We start from the raw sequence: 16869 nt of genomic DNA, 5'->3' as shown, positions 1-16869 counted from the left end.
ATAAAAAAGGTAAGGGGAAATAATGATAATATACAGTGAAATCAATTACTTAGACATGATCAGAGCACTCTATATAGAAAAACAGGAAAAATTCATATTCCCATTTTTGAATCCCTGCAAAAGTGTTTAAACACGATCAGGGTATAATATGGTGATACTTTTTTAGTTACAACGCATAAAATCTTTTTTCTTCTTCTAATTCTTTCGGGAATTGATTTAGAAAAAAGTGCAAAAAACAAGACTTCCTGATGAATGCAGAGCATACTAAATAATAAAAATTAGAGAAATTATAAAGACTTAACGCAAGTTCTAGCCCACATGAACTTATAGCCATGTATGGATGATCAAAAATGAATATGGCTAAATTATATACACGAGCAGTTAATGTAAAATCACTCGCTTATAAAGCAGCAAAAAGTAGCCAATTCAGTATCAAAAACAAGACTAGTACGTTTATAAATCATTAGCATCACGTTAGTAATGCCTGATCTATTTTTAAAATAAGCGATTGATTTTAGATATTATACTCATATAAATTATTACTTTCTGTCTTGGATAGTATCCTGCGACGAAAATCGATGGAATAGTTCCGTATATTTAGTACAATCATAATGGAGTGTTTTAGCTATAATAGAAAATAACCTCGTCATTACGGCTTTTGTTTCATAAGTCTGCCAATCTCTGTTGGCGCTTTGAATCGAGCATTCACCATTTACTCCATGAATTTATGGAATAACCAGATGAAGTTAGTCTTTTTCGTTCTTCTTCCATATAGATGCAAAAATCATTCGCCTATTGGATCCGCGAAGACAAACCTAAACAAAGCTCCAATGATCTTCATCTATGTTATTTGATGATCTCCATGCATAAAAATACGCAATTTATGGAAAATAGGATACCGCTCTTCACAGTCAATACCGAATTCAAGTATGACTTATGAAGATTTTTGTAATGCCTCAAACATCGGTTTCGCTAAAAAATCTTGGGCAATCTGTACGCCTGGTAACACAAAATAGTAGCCACCACCAAATGGCTTGATATAACGCTCAAGGGATTCACCATTGAGTCTTTTTTGGGTTTCAATAAAACCCGTTTTTAAGTTTTTTTGGTAAGAAACAAAGATCAATCCCATATTGAGGGAACCATTGCTGTTGATGCCCAATGAATAGCTATAGCTACGACGCCTTAATTTTGCGGTATATCGTTCAGGATTACGCGGTTCTGCACGACGCATATGCGAGTTAAATAAGATACGATCACCGTGTGGATCTTTTTCAAATTCAGGAGATTCCATTTCCTGTTTTCTACCAATAGGAGCACCAGTTGCTTTATGACGTCCAAAATTATTTTCTTGATCTTCCAGAGGTGTTCTATCCCAAAATTCAAGATTAAAACGAATGAGACGTATTGCTTGATATGATCCGCCGTAACACCAAGGTAACTCTTGATCATTTTCTGTTACCCAAATCAACTCATCCATTAATTTTGAATCATGAGTTGGTGCATTACCTGTGCCATCTTTAAAGCCAAATAAATTGATAGGTGTTGAATGTTGATCAATATTTCTCGAAGGTAGAAAACCGTCGATTTTCCATAATGGATATAGGTATGCCGAGGTATACTTTAAAATATCACGTAGCGCATAAATTACACTTTCTTGGCTATTAGCACAAATTTGTAGCATCAAATCACCACCAGACCATTGTGATTCCAATCGATCATTCGGGAAACTGGTCATATCTGTCAGAAATTTTGGTTTAATTTTTTCAAGGCCAAAGCGTGAATCAAACAAGCTGTTACCTAGGGAAACAGTGATTGTCAATGAATCTGGTTTTAAATAAGAGCCTAACATGCCAGATTCAGCATCTGGCAGCTTATCATTATGATTAAGTGGTGCTTTTTGTACCTGTGTTAAGTAAGCAATCCGTTGAGTTAATACTTTAAATAAACTTTGTAATTCATCAAGTGTTTTCGCCGTAACATTCAAGGCAATAAAGGATGAATTTTTTTGTTCAGGTGTTAAAACACCCGACTGATGAGCTCCTTCAAAGGGGATAGATTTTTCATAAGTGGGTTGGCAGTGGTTTCTGTATTCTTTTATAGCCAGTATTGAGACAGCACAAATAACACTACTAAACACCAATATTTTTAACGCACTCCATCTTGATAAGGTATATTGATTATTATGTTTAACTTGCATAGGTTTTTGCCTCAATATTTGTGGTATACGTCAATATCTAATTGGCGTCTCAATACAACAAGAAATTCTGCTTGTTGTGCAAGAATAGAGTAAAGAGACATTTTATCTTTAGCTCTTAATTGATTGTATGACTGATATTCATCCTGATTAAGTTTATACTGCGAAAGAATGTCTTTTATTTTCTGGTAATTCTGCAAAATTGGGAGCAATACTTCTTTTGGGATAAATGATGTGAGTACTGTGACCACTTCTTTAGATCCACGTAAATTAGCAGCGATATCATTTATATCAGAGAAGCTATAAACATTCTCTTTGCCTGCTAATTGTGTTTCAAGAATCTCTTCTATAAAATCAGCGGAGGATCGTACTAGATTCAGAATTTCGATATGCTGGGTGGATATACGTTTTCTCAAATCATATGACTGTATTAATAACCGATCTATGGCGTTTAATGCCGTTTTGATATCTTTGCGATCAAAAAGTTGATATTCAACCAAATGAAACCCTGTAAAGCGATAGTCTTTGACACCATCAAGAAAATAATCTGCCCGTGCATTAATCACATGGTCAATATTACCAAATAAAATAACAATTGGGCGTATCGCTTCATAATGCTGATGAGCTTGAATATAAGCTTGTTGAGCTTTTTTCAGTTCGCCTGCTTTTAGTTCTTTTTTGATGATTTCCAATTGAGAAACCATATCAGAAGATTCTGTACGAATAAAAGCTAAATAGGATTCAATAGCTGGACGGTATTTTTCAGGGGTTGGAATATCTCCTTTAGCAATAATAATCTTATCCCCTGATTGCAAGGGAGAGCCTGTGCCTTGCACAGATACAGATGCTAACGTTGAAATACCAGCGAATAACATGAGGCTAGAAAAAAGCATTCGAATTTGATTAGGAAAATTACGCACGTTTTTTATTCCATACAAACAATGTACTAACAACGATCCAGTAAATAATAAAAGTGATTACGCTTAACCAAGCAGGCTGCGAACGATAGGCAAAAAATGAAGAAATAAAGTTTCCCGTCACCCCTGAATCATCGAGTAATGCAACGGTATTCCATGCAGGATAAATCAAAAATTCAGGTATAAAAAAATCGAACTGAATTAATAAATTTAAACTCTCTTCAACCGCTTTAAGTAACAGTGATAGAGCAAGGAATAACAAAACAACGCCTGTGACTTTAAAGAAAATACGCCAAGACATAAACCGACTGGTTAGCAAGAAGATATATAAAGTTAAAATCGCAACGAGAACACCTCCCGCAACCTCCATAAAAAATTTTGACGCATTGGTTGATGTAAGTGACATAATAAAACTAGAGAGGAAAACTACAATTTCGCTGCCTTCTCGAGCAATCACAATGACTATAATTAATGCGACACCCCACCAATTATGGTGTTCGATATTGCATTTAATCTCTGATTCGATTTTAGACTTCATTGAAATACCGTGCTTGTTGTTCATCCAATAGACCGTTTGGACAATCAAGATACAGGCAAGCATCTCCATCAAAATCATAAATAGCGATTGGCTAGCATCATCAAGAAAATTAAATACACCGTATATTAGCAAGGCTAATAAGACAGACGCTATTACTCCGAGAGAAACACCGCCCCAGAGAAATTTCATTCCATTACGCGCATCAGGATGGCATTTGATCCAAGCATAAATGATACTGATAACTAAGAGAGCTTCAAAGCTTTCACGCCAAACAACAAAGAGAACCTGCCCGATATCCATGGCGACTATTCTATAGAAATCATCTCACCTTTTGGATGAGAGAGGTGAAAATCGTCAAAAAATGTATAAGTACCAGGTTTAAGTGGGGCAATCACTAATACTGAGGTTGCACCTGGAGCTAAGACTTTTTCTTTTCGCAATTGAATGCTTTCAAACTCAGATGGTTCAGTACCCGTATTCGTGATTTTAATCCGAATAATCTTCTTTGATGGTACTTTTAGTATTTGAGGAAGAAAATAACCATTTTTCATTTCTAATTCCACAGTGAATTTTTCAATCGCAAAAATGGATGTTGGTACTAATGTGGATAATACCAATAATCTTAGTAGTATTTTCATTAAATTGACTCAAACAATGGACTCCAAAAGAGAGATCGTGGTATAAATATCCATGATATACCCCTTAAAACCTGTTTATTTTAGTATTAATAACTACCTTTACGACCTATACCCGCATAATCAAAATCCCAAGAAACTTCAAACGGTTTAAACCATGTCGAAACCCCTGTTTCTTTATCGATATGGCGAGCAAATGCCACTTGTTTGTTGTAAGAAGGTGGGTAGATTTTATAGATAACATGGTATTTACCGTAGCCACCGTCTAATTTGACGTTTTCACCGTAATGAGGACCATCACTGGCGACCATTGGCATAAACATTCCTGATTGCGTTCGCGAATCCTCTCCAAATTTGGTAATAGAATATCCAATAGTTAGGTAAGGAATCCAATCACCTTCGGCAAAACCATTTGGATTGTCTTGAACAGCACGGATATCGGCCTCTAAATGGATATCAGATTTATCTACAGCGAGGTGAGACATGGAATGGTTTTCATCCTCAGTATCCATGGAGATAGCTTGCAAATAAACACCTTGGATTTCCATGCCCTCTGTAATAATAGGCTTACCTAGAGGATATTCTTGAGAAAACGCTTCCGAAGAGAACAGCATAAAACTTAAAATAATATTATAATAAATGTTTTTCATTTTTTCCTAAATAATTTTATGAATAATAATAATAAAAAAAACAATAATAATCATGACAATGATAATCATCATTATTCATAATATTCAAGCTAAATTTGTTAATATGTGAAAAGTAGTGACACAAATATGCAATATATAAATAAGGGAATTTGGTGGATGCCTTGACATGCACAGGCGATGAAAGACGTGATACGCTTCGATTAGCTATGGGGATCTGCTATAGCCCGCATGCCAAAAAATATAGATGATTCATTCCGAATTATGGGTTTTGGTCACCGTGTCTATATTACAATCCTCTTCGTCTCATTATTGCGGGAGACCATGTACGAAGTGCCTTGACGCTACTGCAAGTCGCAATAATTTAGTAATACGAGTTTAAGTTGAATTAGAGAAGTTGCCCACAAAAATGAATATTATATCGAGAGAAAATTGCATCAAATTTGAGTACCTCATTCGCTAATGAGCGATATCCTTATACAAAAACCACTTTTATCAATATAAAAAAATTTCTCTACCTTCATTCCAGAAATATGCGCACTGTGATCATATAACAAAAGAGCAACTCTCTGTCGCAAAGACAATAAAATCTTCAATCAGTTTATTGTGTTGCGAGGATCTTAATGAACGGGATTATGATGATCTTTCTGGCACGAATAAAGATGAAGATCGGCAAAAGTGGGGAGATGAAAAGCTTGATCTCTGGTGTCGATTTATGTTTAGGGACACCCTGTCGCAAAGAAAATTGATGTTTCAGGGGTATGCAAGATATCCTGTAAATACTGATATGAACGGTACTTATAATATTTTTTCGACAGGATATGCCGTTCTTGCTATGGAGGAACGTTATAATGAGAATATACCGTGAATCAGAAATCCATTTAAAATGATTCAGATCATAGCCTGAACATAGTATAAACTCTTGTTCATGCTGTTGTATTTTTTCTAAAAGGCTTTTTTAACATTAGAATTTAAAAAAGACAATTCTCTTAGCCTATACTTCAAGATATCGTAATCAAATTCACAAATAGCATTATGCAAAATCAGTCTTTTATTCCAAGCTTTTTATGCACTAATTTCCGAACAATTTGTGGATTAGCCTTACCACCTGTGGTCTTCATCACCTGCCCCACGAACCAACCGACTAAATTCGGCTTAGAAGCAATACGAACAACCTTATCTGGATTAGAATCAATGATTCTATCAACTTCTTGCTCGATAGCCGATACATCCGTAATCTGATGCAAACTAAGATTCTCTACTATTTTTTTAGGATCTCCCCCCTTGTTCCATAATATATCAAAAACATCTTTGGCTATTTTTCCCGATATTGTACCATCTTTGATTAAATCAATTAATCCTCCTAATTGATCGGGAGAAATCGGATTTTCTTCCATTTTCTTGCCAGCCTTGTTCAACGCTCCTAGAAGATCGTTAATAATCCAATTGGCGGCAATTTTTGCATCACGATTCATCACCAATACTTCAAAATAATCTGCAATCAGCTTATCTGAAACGAGAACAGAAGCATCATACAAAGAAATACCAAATTCAGAAACAAAACGTTCTCGCTTTGCATCTGGTAATTCTGGGAGCCAGTCTCTAAGCTCACGAATAAAATCTTCGTCAATTTCTAGAGGCAGCAAGTCCGGCTCAGTAAAATAACGATAATCATGCGCATCTTCCTTAGTACGCATAGAACGCGTTTCATTCTTTGTAGGATCGAACAGACGGGTTTCTTGCTCGATAGTGCCACCTTCTTCTAGAATCGCAATCTGACGACGCGCTTCATACTCTATAGCTTGTCCTAAAAAACGGATGGAATTGACGTTTTTGATCTCACAACGCGTACCGAATTCTTCTCTTGGACGACAGACAGAAACATTAACATCTGCACGTATCGAACCTTCCTCCATATTGCCGTCACAAGTTCCCAAATAGCGCAAAATAGTGCGTAATTTAGTCAAAAAAGCTTTTGCCTCAACAGCAGAACGCATATCAGGCTTGGATACTATCTCCATAAGAGCGATACCAGAGCGATTCAGATCTATACAAGATACAGATGAATAATGATCATGAACTGACTTACCAGCGTCTTGTTCCAAATGAATACGCTCAATCCCTACTTCTATAACTTGAATCTGCCCAGAATCATCAGAACCAACAGGTACAGAAACACTTCCTTCTCCTATAATTGGTTCATTATGTTGTGAAATCTGATAGCCTTGAGGTAGATCTGGATAAAAATAATTTTTGCGCGCAAAAACAGAACGTTTGTTTACATGAGCATTTAAACCAAGACCTGTAATAACGACTTGTCGAACACAGTTATGATTCAAAACAGGTAACATGCCAGGCATTGCTGCATCAAAAAAACTAACCTGAGAATTAGGTTGAGCTCCAAAATCAACTGAAGATCCAGAAAATAATTTTGATGCTACGGAAAGCTGGGCATGCACCTCCAAGCCGATAACAACTTCCCAATCACCAGTTGTTCCAGACATCAAATGCCTCAAATTTGCAGAACCTGTACCAAGTAAGACCATAATAAACCTTTAAAATACAATCCCCGCAAAAGCAGGTAAACTAAACTCATCCCATACGCAAGTTATGAGACAAAATAACACGCAGAACAGAATATGAAAGATAAAGTCCACTTTAAAACGAAAAAGTGAAAGATATAACGATCACCACCATCTTTTAGGACGAAAAGATCCCGCTTCTTTTTCAAGAACAGATCCGACACTAAATAACATCTCCTCACAAAACGGCTTGCCAATTAATTGTAGCCCAAGAGGCATTCCCTTATCACATAAAGCCGCAGGAATCGAGATGGCTGGTAATCCTGCCATATTAACAGCAACTGTAAAAACATCATTATGAAGATTCTTGATTGATCCAGAATCCTGTTTCTCCCTCCCTAAGGGGAATGCTGATGTTGGTGTAGTCGGAGTAAGAATCACATCCACTCCTTCTTTAAAGACCTCTTCAAAATCACGCTTTATAAGAGTGCGAATGCTACGAGCACGCAAATAATAGGAATCATAACAATCCGATGAGAGAACGTAAGTTCCTATCATAATCCGATACTGAACTTCCTTACCAAATCCAACGGATCGAGTTTTTTCATACATATCTACAATGTTGTTACCTTCAATACGCAGACCATAACGAACACCATCGTAACGAGCAAGATTGGAAGAAGCCTCTGCTGGTGCGACAATATAATAAGCAGATAAGGCATATTGCGCATGTGGAAGTGATATATCCACAATATTTGCCCCGGCAGCTTTAAGCCATTCAATACCTTTTTCCCAAGAATCTGCAATATCAGGAGATAAACCATCTATATAATATTCTTTCGGGATGCCTACTTTCATTCCTTTAATAGACTTGCCAATAGCCTGTTCATAATCCGGAACAGGAAAATCCACACACGTTGCATCGCGATCGTCGTATCCCGCAATAGATTTCAACATAATTGCAGAGTCCCTTACATCACGACAGATTACCCCTGCTTGATCCAAAGACGACGCGAAAGCAACCATACCCCAACGAGAACACCTGCCATACGTAGGTTTTATACCAACAGTTCCGGTAAAAGATGCTGGTTGACGAATGGATCCTCCTGTGTCGCTTCCTACAGATCCAGAACATAAAGCACTAGCAACTGCAGCAGCCGATCCTCCCGAAGATCCACCAGGCACAAAATTGTTAGTGGAATTTATCGCCCTCCAGGGATTAATGACAGATCCATAGTAAGAAGTTTCATTAGAACATCCCATAGCAAACTCATCCATATTGAGCTTACCAAGCATCACTGCTCCATCGTCCCATAGTCTTTGTGTAATGGCCGATTCGTATTCTGGCTTAAAACCATCAAGAATATGACTACATGCCTGTGTATGAACACCCTGAGTGGCAAAACAATCTTTAACTCCTATAGGAATCCCCTCTAAATCCCTAGAATTTCCATTCATAATATGTTTGTCAGAGACTTTCGCTGCTGCAAGCGCTTCTTCTGCCACCACTTCCACATATGCATTGATTTTAGAATTAGAATTCTCAATGGCTTGAATATACGCCTCAACAAGCTCAACGGCAGAGCACTTCTTCGCCCTCAGTCTATCCCGAGACTCCGAGATACCCATGAGATTAAGTTCTGACATATTAATAAGTAACCTTCCATATAAAATTAGCTAATATACTGTGTCACATCATTCTACGATTTTTGGAACAAGAAAGAAATTGTCTTGAATCTGCGGAGCATTAGATAAAATAGCCTCAACCTTTCCCCCATCAGAAACTTTATCAACACGTTTCTTCATTTGGACAGGAACAACAGATATCATAGGCTCTATCCCTTCAATATTCACCTCTGAAATCTTTTCTAAAAAAGTCAAAGTACTATTGATACGCGACAACATCTGTTGGACATCTTCGTCATCCAGAGCTATGCGAGAAAGACGTGCAATGCGCCTTATAGTCGAAACATCAATTGACATTTAATCACCTCCGAACCTAATTGATAGCATTCCGATGCATCTTCTACCCTATAAACAAAAGCCGAAGCTTTTGCTAGGATGAAATGTCTTTAATCCATGCTGATCATATCACCATACCCTATATACGAAATAATATGCACACCATAAATTCCTAAAAAACGCTTATCTTTAAAATAGGAAAACAGTATGTAAAAAACACAAAAACATCGTCTTTCCAAGAGATATTTTTAACCGCATCAATGTCGTGCTATATTCTGAAAACAAAATTTGGACATATACATATACAAACTTCTTCAATATATCCGATATATCCTACAGCGTTACTAAACAGGTAGAATCATAATGGCAATACTCCTTGTTGAAGAACTAGTCAAATATCTTGAACCCAATCAATCCATCGCATGTATTGATCTGGGAACAAAAAACCTCGGCATTGCAATATCTGATCCAGGAAGACAATTTGCCAATATGCGCCCTCTTCTTAAAAAGAAAAAAATCGCACACAATGCATCCGAGTTACTCTCTTTCGCCAAAACGGAAAAAATAGCTGCATTTGTAATCGGATTTCCACTCAACATGAACGGCTCAGAAGGCCCACGAGCCCAGTCTTCCCGTACCTTCGCACGGAATATGAGTGAAAGAATTAATATTCCTTTTATCCTTTGGGACGAGCGACTTTCTACAGTATCTGCAAATAGAATTCTCTTGGAAATGGCTGTATCAAGAAAAAAGCGTTCTCAACGAATCGATTCAATGGCTGCCGCACTTATTTTACAGGAAGTGCTTGATAGAATCTCCTTGCTTATGGCGCAGGAACGCAATTTAAATCATCCCATATAAAATGAATAAATCACAAGAAAATGACAATCTATTCTCATCATCGATGATGATCATCTCATTAAGCTTATTGAAAAAAATACCTATAGGAAAAGTCATCTTTTTTATAAATCGTGGAAATCATTCAATTAATACACGCCAATTAAGCGTGTGGTTTCGCAAAAAGGCTAAACAGGCAGGAATCACAAATCAGCACACCGCATCAGGAAATTATCGTCCATTCTTTCCGTTGAAGCAGGAGCCAACCACACATGATTTAATGGTTTCACACGGCTGGAAAAGCATAATACAAGCAGAATCCATATACCAAAGAAGCGGATCGTATAATGCTAGAAAGGCAATCGTCTAAACGTATAGTTTCTTATATTGATGATCCCGAACCCACAAAAAAGAAAGGGGGGGGGGTTAATATAAAAAAACACAGTTAAATCAATATATTAACATCATTAAGATAATATTTTTGCAATATCTGCTGCAAGCACCTCAATAAGATGATGTCTTTTGCCCATATATCATTGTTTTGATAACAGAAAAAACAGCATTATAATCAAATGTTCCCCAAGAGATGATCGCTTTTTAATGACAAATTGTGTGCGATATCCCATATATTGATGATTATTGATCTTATCTTCCCGGACGCTGAAATTTCAGGAAGATTTTATCTCAGTGTGAATTTTACTTAATGTATTAATAATTCTAAACAGAGTAATGATTTTTAAAATCAATATACCATAATTAATTATTTAATTAATCAATTATGAAATGATTTTAGTATATCTTACCTATGTTTTGTTTTTGGAAACAATTATTTTTTGTTGTTCTTCGAAAATTTTTGATAAAGCTGCCATTACTTTTGGATTACTTTGAACTTCATCTAAAAGCTCCATATCATCATCTGATAGCGCAAGTAAACGAATATTTAAAAAATTCGGCATAGGATACGTTATAATCCTGTGTTCTTTCCCCACTGCAACTTTTATCGGATTTTGTGTTGTATACTTATTATCTCTTGTTTCTGCCATTACTCCAGTTATTGAAGCACTATTGAATACTATATTGACCAAAATTAAGGCAATTATTTTCCTGTTCATTTTTTAATATCCTCTCAATATCACTATAAAACAACACTGATTTTATCAATAATATCTCAGTAAATAATTAAGTATATTTATTGTATTTAATTCTATTATTTATAATTTTTTAATGATATTTATTGTGTTTTATTTAATGATATTATGTATATATCGTATATTATACTGCCCGTTAATGGATTAATAATAATATTGATTAATATTTATTGTTGTTTTTCTATAATAATAGTAATTATTGTTTTTAGTGATATAGACAAATATAGGAGGGTTTTTATGTTAATCGCTACAAGATTCAAAAAAACAACCATAGGATTGTGTTCCTCATTATTGTTATTAGGATCATCTCCCGCAACCATCCTCGCAAGAGCAAGCTCACAACCTTACTATCCCTTTGTCCCTCCTGCAGTTTTGCAGGCTAATGCGAACAATCAATCTGCATGGAAAGGACTTTACTTCGGTGTAGCTGCAAAAAAAGCAAAAGATAAAATGCAGTTAGATAACCAAACTAGAAATCTACTCTTAGGGTATAATGGGCAGAGCGGAGATCTTGTATATGGTGTAGAATTCCAAGGCGAATATAATAGACAACCCAGGACAGTACATGATCTCCAAACTCCACTTGCCCTATCGGGTGTTCTTCGGGTCGGTACTACTCTCAATGATATTTTGAACGATACACTTGTTTATGGACTCGGAGGAGCAAGAGAAACAGAAGAGCGTGATCTAGATTACGTCGTTGGTGCCGGTATTGAGAAAAAGATATCTAGTTTTTTATCTGCACGACTTGAATATCGCAGCGCACTAAAGAATCCAAATGATATGACGGACATGTCTGCTATTCTAGACAACAAGGTTTTATCTGTTGGTATGGTGATATCTCTTTAGTATATTTTCTTCAATAGTTTTCTTTTTTGATTAATTTTTATACAAATGGTCACATAATTTGATTGTTTTCAAATCGTGTGACCATCCTCTTTTTTTATTATCAAGTACCAACAACGCAATACCTATCGAAGAATCTGTTTTTGTGGACTGAATAGAGCCCTAAAGAACATCTGATCTTTCACCGCTTAAAAACTATCTCGAAAAAAAATCCTATCTCACAAATCAGAAGATGTCTTTTATAAAGATTTTACAGCAACGATTCCGCACCATTTATCTCTTGCAATTTAAATACATGTTTACATAAACAGAAAAAGACATATCGTCATAAAATTTATCCTAAAAAATAACCCTTTTGTACTATACTTTCCAAAATATATTGAAAAAAATCATATAAAAACAATATTCTAGAAAGAACAGGATAGTACGATAATGAATACAAAAAATATTACAGAAGATAAAAATATTGGGATAGTAATTTCTTGTTCGGGAGCACTTGCAACGATTACCTCTCGCGCTCAAAATACAAACTGGCGAGTCGGATGCTTGGTATCCATTGTTGTTGAAAAAAATCTTATCATAGCTCTCATAAATTCTATTGAAATCCTAGAGAAATCTGTCTTCCTAAATCCTGAAGAAACCACTCTAAATCACGTAGAATTAATTGGTGAATTAAGTATAACAGACGATGATACCTGTGTATTTACACGCGGAATATCGTATTATCCTCCGATAGGCGCAAAAGCATATCGCATTGAATCCTCCGACATGAAAGCTATATACGATAGTCAAAGCGGCACATCTTGTATCATCGGGAAAATGTCCCATGATCACAATATCGAAGCCAGAATTAATATAAAAGCTATTTTAGAAAGTAATTTTGCTGTTGTCGGCTCTACAGGATCTGGAAAATCAAGCGCCTCTTCTCTCCTTTTACGCAAAGCTGTGGAAAGCAATCCTAACTTGCGAATTCTTATGATCGATCCCCATGATGAGTTTTCTGCTGCATTTTCAGATATAAGCATAAAAAACACCCTCCAAACAATCGAATTACCCTTTTGGATGATGAACTTTGAGGAATTTTCTGAAGTATTATTTCAAGGAAAAGAAAAAATCATCGCAGAAATGGAGATGCTTTATAGACTTATAATAGAATCTAAAAAAATTTTTCATCACGATATTAATGCACTTAATAAGGACATCGGTAACGAACACATAACAGTGGACACCCCTATCCCCTATCGTATTTCGGACCTTTTATCATTAATTGAAAAAAACATTGGCAAATTAGAAGGACGCACTGAAAGACCCTTTCTTAAATCACTTCGACTGCGCATTCTTTCTATTATAAATGATCCTCTCTATCAATTCATGTTCTCAAAAAACGCCATTAAAGATTCCTTGTCAGAAATAATTTCACACATATTTCGTATACCCTGCGATGATAAACCAATATCAATCCTTGAATTAACAGAAAAATCTACAATTGTAACCAATTGCATCCTTTCTGTACTATCCAGATGGCTCTTTGATATTGCTTCTTTGAGCAATAAGAGATTACATTTCTTAATTGTTTGCGAAGAAGCACACCTCTATATATCCAATAAGTGTTTGACATCAGCTTGCCAATCATTATCCCGCATCGCTAAAGAGGGGAGAAAATACGGATGTTCTATAGGAATCATAACACAACAACCCTCAGAAATTGATAAAAGCATCCTATCACAATGCTCAACAGTTTTTGCCCTGCGCCTTACGAGTGCAGTTGATCATCAAATCATATATGCTGCTATCCCAAATTCCTCTCTATCAAAGGCAGAAATACTTTCATCAATACGCAACGGTGAAGCAGTGGTTTTTGGAGCAGCAATAACAATCCCGATGAAAATTATCTTTTCTAGAATACACAATAGCCAACTTCCAAAATACAAGGAAAATTTAATTTCTAATATTGCCTCTTCTTCCGATTCGCTGAATGCACAGGATATCGTTCAAGGAATGCGTACTAAAAACGTATTAAAATAGGACAAACAAGAGACATACGGAACAATGGAATGAAAGCTGCACTGATCGTAAGATCAAAAATTTTTGACTTTTGTTAAAGAAACTAGGGAGTTTGGATCCCAATCCATATATTACGAAAAAACGATGCAAACCAAAGAGCGCTAGCAAAAAAATGGATTAGACCAGATCCTACCCATAGCAATAAGGCGTTTTTTTATGCACGACATGATGAGTATCTTTCTTTTAATCCATAACCAATAATAGAAAATCGTAGATCTTTATGAAATTAAAAGACGTAATAAAAGTATCTCCATTCATTTTACTGCAGTATGCCTTTCGAAAAATTCGACATATCTCTTCCCTCATTTTAATACAGGAAAATAATGACTTTGACTGTGCGCGAAAGATATAAATCTTCAAAATCTGTGACTTGCGAGTTTTGGATCTTGTTATAGTACACAAACTCATGAAATAAACATGCCATCTCACACAATTAAATATAAAAAAATAATCAATATCAATTTCTTAGACGTCTATCAGCCTGAATTGGACATTGTGGATTTTACCGCAGCTTTTGGATTAATATCCGCACCTTTAAGAAAGAGAGAATACGGACATATCCTCTACAGAAAAAAGCAAAGAGGTCACACAAAAGAGCATCCTTACTTCATAATAGCCTGAGCGATTTTTTCATTGCGGAAGAAATGAAGAACAAAAACCCTATCAATGACCACAAGTTGCAACCAATTCTTTATCTTGCGAATTGTAATATCGTACACAAAAACGAAAAATTATGGGCTAGTTCCTCATTTCCATTCGTTCTGATCCCTCTTCAAAGCTAGAAATTCTACCGACACCAAGCTTTTGCAAATCCTTGTTAGCAATTTGGTTAGAAATTCTTTCATATGCATTATGCTGGCATTTCTATATAACCAATATGGCTTTCATTTGTACGAGTACAGCCCACCTTGCAAGAACAGAAGAGATGGAAGCTTCCATCCGAAAGTTTTCTATTTTCTAATGTTATATCCTCCTGTATTGCCATTTCAAGAGCGGACTTCTTCCAAAACAGAGCATAACTTTTGACTGGCATAGAACCTTCAGGAGTATCTACAGGAAGACTTGGAATAGCTATCAAGGCTTAGAAGTTTTTTGTCCATTTTCATCACGTATAAAAGGCTGTTTTATACCACCTGGCAAGTACTCTGTTACGATGATTTTAAATCCAACAAAGTGCGTGATTATTCCATTTTCAAAATCTGCGAATGAAGCATAGTTCTGGTTGTTAAGAATGTCATTTAAGAGAGTTTTATAGGCACTTGAAGTCATTGCCAGATAGACATCTTTGGTGTCTATCCCCCAGTCAACGCTATTTTTTTGTCTCAATTTCCCCGCAGCCAACTGCAATCTATCTGCTATGATGTTATCAGGATCGGTTTTTCTTCCAGGAATTTTAGCGTCAATTTTAATAACCATACCTGAATCAAAATGCATCATCTCTTTAGAGTGATTGTACAATTGCCTAACGCTAGATCCGAACGCCGCTTTCACTACCTCCTTTGCCATAGCTTCCTGAAGAGAATTCAAAATCCATTGTGAAAGAGAATCCTTTGAATCTTTTTCCAGTTCATTAATGATTCCCTTATTTCCTGATATAGCGACACAAAACTCTATAGTCTGGATAATACGTTTCTCAAGGGGATCATTTATAGGGATAGTCGCAGAAGCGACTCAACTTCTCGTAAGCTACAATAGGTTTGTATATGTTGAAAACGATATCTGTACTCATTTGATGAAACACAATAATACCCTAAAAACAATTACTTAACCTCTCCCTAACCCTGAATAGGAGGTTGTGGATTTACCTGCACCTTTTGGATTCATAGTCCGCACCTTTTAAGCCCTCTTTTTCACAATATTAAAGCAGAAAGGTATTAACATGACATCGACAACAAATCATCTACCCTCGTATGAAATATCATATGATTCTCGTGCAGTAGCTAATCGCATCTTAGAAAAATCAAGAGTTAAGAATCAAGGTATAGATTCTATAAGTGTTACGAAGCTTTTGAAATTTGTTTATTTTGCACACGGATGGTCTTTAGTCTTTAGCGATGTTTCACTTGTAGAACAGTCCCCCTGTAGCGTGGAAACATGGTCCTATCTATGAAGATATTTACAACAGCTTATCAAATTGGGGTAAACATAGTATCAAAACCCTTATCATTGACGAAGAAAGTAAACTACCTTATTCGGCAATGTTTACCGCATCCCAAGAGAGGGTAATGGATTTTGTATTGGACAAGTACGGAGAGAATTGTGTTTTGTCTTTATCTGACAAGACATATCAGCAAGGTTCACCTGGGGATTTGACGATTAAGAGATACGGAGCGTACAAAGAAATATCTAACGATTTAATGAAAACATATTACACGGAACAAGCAAAACAAAGGGGGGTATCTAACATTTGACATCCTCCCCGTCCTGAAGGACAGGGTTTTACGGCGTAGGCTGGATAACCAATAGTCCAGACACCCGCAGGACATCAATAGGCTTCCAAGCGCAGCCCTTCAACTCTTTTAATTAAGCCAATTAATATGGATGGAATTGTACTCA

17 protein-coding genes are annotated in these 16869 nt (G+C 36.1%); 6 read left to right on the top strand and 11 right to left on the bottom strand.

Features of this window, described 5'->3' with window-relative positions; genetic code table 11:
* Positions 1–934: 934 nt before the first annotated feature.
* The 8 genes from efeB to gatC all read right to left on the bottom strand — a co-directional run bounded on the left by efeB (position 935) and on the right by gatC (position 9439).
* Positions 935–2200: an iron uptake transporter deferrochelatase/peroxidase subunit gene (efeB, locus tag H0G72_RS04425; RefSeq protein WP_182017570.1), complete on the bottom strand. Its 1266-nt coding sequence runs from the start codon at positions 2198–2200 to the stop codon at positions 935–937.
* An 11-nt stretch (positions 2201–2211) separates the two neighbouring features.
* Complete coding sequence (locus H0G72_RS04420; RefSeq protein WP_310649489.1) at positions 2212–3117, bottom strand: EfeM/EfeO family lipoprotein; 906 nt, start codon at positions 3115–3117, stop codon at positions 2212–2214.
* Entirely contained in the window at positions 3110–3952 is an 843-nt protein-coding gene (locus H0G72_RS04415) for an FTR1 family iron permease (RefSeq protein ID WP_220456111.1), read from the bottom strand. The genes H0G72_RS04420 and H0G72_RS04415 overlap by 8 nt, the downstream gene beginning before the upstream one ends.
* 5 nt (positions 3953–3957) lie before the next feature.
* Positions 3958–4290, bottom strand: coding sequence for a cupredoxin domain-containing protein (locus H0G72_RS04410; RefSeq protein ID WP_182017569.1), 333 nt, complete (start codon positions 4288–4290; stop codon positions 3958–3960).
* An 86-nt stretch (positions 4291–4376) separates the two neighbouring features.
* Complete coding sequence (locus tag H0G72_RS04405) at positions 4377–4937, bottom strand: iron transporter (protein ID WP_182017568.1); 561 nt, start codon at positions 4935–4937, stop codon at positions 4377–4379.
* Between the two features lie 1040 nt (positions 4938–5977).
* Positions 5978–7480 carry an Asp-tRNA(Asn)/Glu-tRNA(Gln) amidotransferase subunit GatB gene (gene gatB, locus H0G72_RS04400; protein ID WP_182017567.1) on the bottom strand — a complete coding sequence of 501 codons (1503 nt, stop codon included), beginning with the start codon at positions 7478–7480 and terminating at the stop codon, positions 5978–5980.
* A gap of 141 nt (positions 7481–7621) precedes the next feature.
* Entirely contained in the window at positions 7622–9103 is a 1482-nt protein-coding gene (gene gatA / locus H0G72_RS04395; RefSeq protein WP_182017566.1) for an Asp-tRNA(Asn)/Glu-tRNA(Gln) amidotransferase subunit GatA, read from the bottom strand.
* Positions 9104–9151: 48 nt separating this feature from the next.
* A complete protein-coding gene (gatC, locus tag H0G72_RS04390) occupies positions 9152–9439 on the bottom strand; it encodes an Asp-tRNA(Asn)/Glu-tRNA(Gln) amidotransferase subunit GatC (RefSeq protein WP_182017565.1) in 288 nt (95 codons plus the stop codon).
* Between the two features lie 342 nt (positions 9440–9781).
* Here gatC and ruvX point away from each other — a divergent pair, with 342 nt between their 5' ends.
* The gene (gene ruvX / locus H0G72_RS04385; RefSeq protein ID WP_182017564.1) at positions 9782–10279 is read left to right on the top strand and encodes a Holliday junction resolvase RuvX; all 498 of its coding nucleotides are present in this window, start codon (positions 9782–9784) and stop codon (positions 10277–10279) included.
* Position 10280: 1 nt separating this feature from the next.
* Positions 10281–10625 carry a hypothetical protein gene (locus tag H0G72_RS04380; protein WP_182017563.1) on the top strand — a complete coding sequence of 115 codons (345 nt, stop codon included), beginning with the start codon at positions 10281–10283 and terminating at the stop codon, positions 10623–10625.
* Between the two features lie 433 nt (positions 10626–11058).
* Here the strand turns inward: H0G72_RS04380 and H0G72_RS04375 are convergent, their stop codons facing one another.
* Positions 11059–11367, bottom strand: coding sequence for a hypothetical protein (locus H0G72_RS04375; RefSeq protein WP_182017562.1), 309 nt, complete (start codon positions 11365–11367; stop codon positions 11059–11061).
* A 273-nt stretch (positions 11368–11640) separates the two neighbouring features.
* Here H0G72_RS04375 and H0G72_RS04370 point away from each other — a divergent pair, with 273 nt between their 5' ends.
* Both H0G72_RS04370 and H0G72_RS04365 read left to right on the top strand, forming a co-directional pair.
* The gene (locus tag H0G72_RS04370; protein WP_182017561.1) at positions 11641–12252 is read left to right on the top strand and encodes a CLIBASIA_05150 family virulence factor; all 612 of its coding nucleotides are present in this window, start codon (positions 11641–11643) and stop codon (positions 12250–12252) included.
* A gap of 429 nt (positions 12253–12681) precedes the next feature.
* The gene (locus tag H0G72_RS04365; protein ID WP_182017560.1) at positions 12682–14274 is read left to right on the top strand and encodes an ATP-binding protein; all 1593 of its coding nucleotides are present in this window, start codon (positions 12682–12684) and stop codon (positions 14272–14274) included.
* An 889-nt stretch (positions 14275–15163) separates the two neighbouring features.
* Here the strand turns inward: H0G72_RS04365 and H0G72_RS04360 are convergent.
* Together H0G72_RS04360 and H0G72_RS04355 are read right to left on the bottom strand one after the other, a co-directional pair.
* A complete protein-coding gene (locus tag H0G72_RS04360; RefSeq protein ID WP_182017559.1) occupies positions 15164–15391 on the bottom strand; it encodes a hypothetical protein in 228 nt (75 codons plus the stop codon).
* The gene (locus H0G72_RS04355; RefSeq protein WP_220456110.1) at positions 15388–15819 is read right to left on the bottom strand and encodes a hypothetical protein; all 432 of its coding nucleotides are present in this window, start codon (positions 15817–15819) and stop codon (positions 15388–15390) included. The genes H0G72_RS04360 and H0G72_RS04355 overlap by 4 nt, the downstream gene beginning before the upstream one ends.
* Before the next feature lie 373 nt (positions 15820–16192).
* Here H0G72_RS04355 and H0G72_RS04350 point away from each other — a divergent pair, with 373 nt between their 5' ends.
* Both H0G72_RS04350 and H0G72_RS06445 read left to right on the top strand, forming a co-directional pair.
* Positions 16193–16423, top strand: a complete 231-nt coding sequence (locus H0G72_RS04350) for a Panacea domain-containing protein (RefSeq protein WP_182017557.1) — start codon at positions 16193–16195, stop codon at positions 16421–16423.
* Positions 16416–16724 carry a hypothetical protein gene (locus tag H0G72_RS06445; RefSeq protein ID WP_182017571.1) on the top strand — a complete coding sequence of 103 codons (309 nt, stop codon included), beginning with the start codon at positions 16416–16418 and terminating at the stop codon, positions 16722–16724. Before H0G72_RS04350 ends, H0G72_RS06445 begins: the two co-directional genes overlap by 8 nt.
* The last annotated feature ends 145 nt before the right edge of the window (positions 16725–16869 follow it).

Source organism: Candidatus Liberibacter sp. (assembly GCF_014048425.1).
In the GTDB taxonomy this organism is placed as follows: Bacteria; Pseudomonadota; Alphaproteobacteria; order Rhizobiales; family Rhizobiaceae; genus Liberibacter.
This window is presented reverse-complemented; position numbering and strand designations above follow the sequence as displayed.

Excerpts from the sequence above, each read along its gene's own strand:
- efeB (WP_182017570.1), bottom strand. The coding sequence starts at position 2,200 with ATGCAAGTTAAACATAATAATCAATATACCTTATCAAGATGGAGTGCG.
- H0G72_RS04415 (WP_220456111.1), bottom strand. The coding sequence starts at position 3,952 with ATGGATATCGGGCAGGTTCTCTTTGTTGTTTGGCGTGAAAGCTTTGAA.
- H0G72_RS04410 (WP_182017569.1), bottom strand. The coding sequence starts at position 4,290 with ATGAAAATACTACTAAGATTATTGGTATTATCCACATTAGTACCAACA.
- H0G72_RS04405 (WP_182017568.1), bottom strand. The coding sequence starts at position 4,937 with ATGAAAAACATTTATTATAATATTATTTTAAGTTTTATGCTGTTCTCT.
- gatB (WP_182017567.1), bottom strand. The coding sequence starts at position 7,480 with ATGGTCTTACTTGGTACAGGTTCTGCAAATTTGAGGCATTTGATGTCT.
- gatA (WP_182017566.1), bottom strand. The coding sequence starts at position 9,103 with ATGTCAGAACTTAATCTCATGGGTATCTCGGAGTCTCGGGATAGACTG.
- gatC (WP_182017565.1), bottom strand. The coding sequence starts at position 9,439 with ATGTCAATTGATGTTTCGACTATAAGGCGCATTGCACGTCTTTCTCGC.
- ruvX (WP_182017564.1), top strand. The coding sequence starts at position 9,782 with ATGGCAATACTCCTTGTTGAAGAACTAGTCAAATATCTTGAACCCAAT.
- H0G72_RS04380 (WP_182017563.1), top strand. The coding sequence starts at position 10,281 with ATGAATAAATCACAAGAAAATGACAATCTATTCTCATCATCGATGATG.
- H0G72_RS04375 (WP_182017562.1), bottom strand. The coding sequence starts at position 11,367 with ATGAACAGGAAAATAATTGCCTTAATTTTGGTCAATATAGTATTCAAT.
- H0G72_RS04370 (WP_182017561.1), top strand. The coding sequence starts at position 11,641 with ATGTTAATCGCTACAAGATTCAAAAAAACAACCATAGGATTGTGTTCC.
- H0G72_RS04365 (WP_182017560.1), top strand. The coding sequence starts at position 12,682 with ATGAATACAAAAAATATTACAGAAGATAAAAATATTGGGATAGTAATT.
- H0G72_RS04355 (WP_220456110.1), bottom strand. The coding sequence starts at position 15,819 with ATGGCAAAGGAGGTAGTGAAAGCGGCGTTCGGATCTAGCGTTAGGCAA.
- H0G72_RS04350 (WP_182017557.1), top strand. The coding sequence starts at position 16,193 with ATGACATCGACAACAAATCATCTACCCTCGTATGAAATATCATATGAT.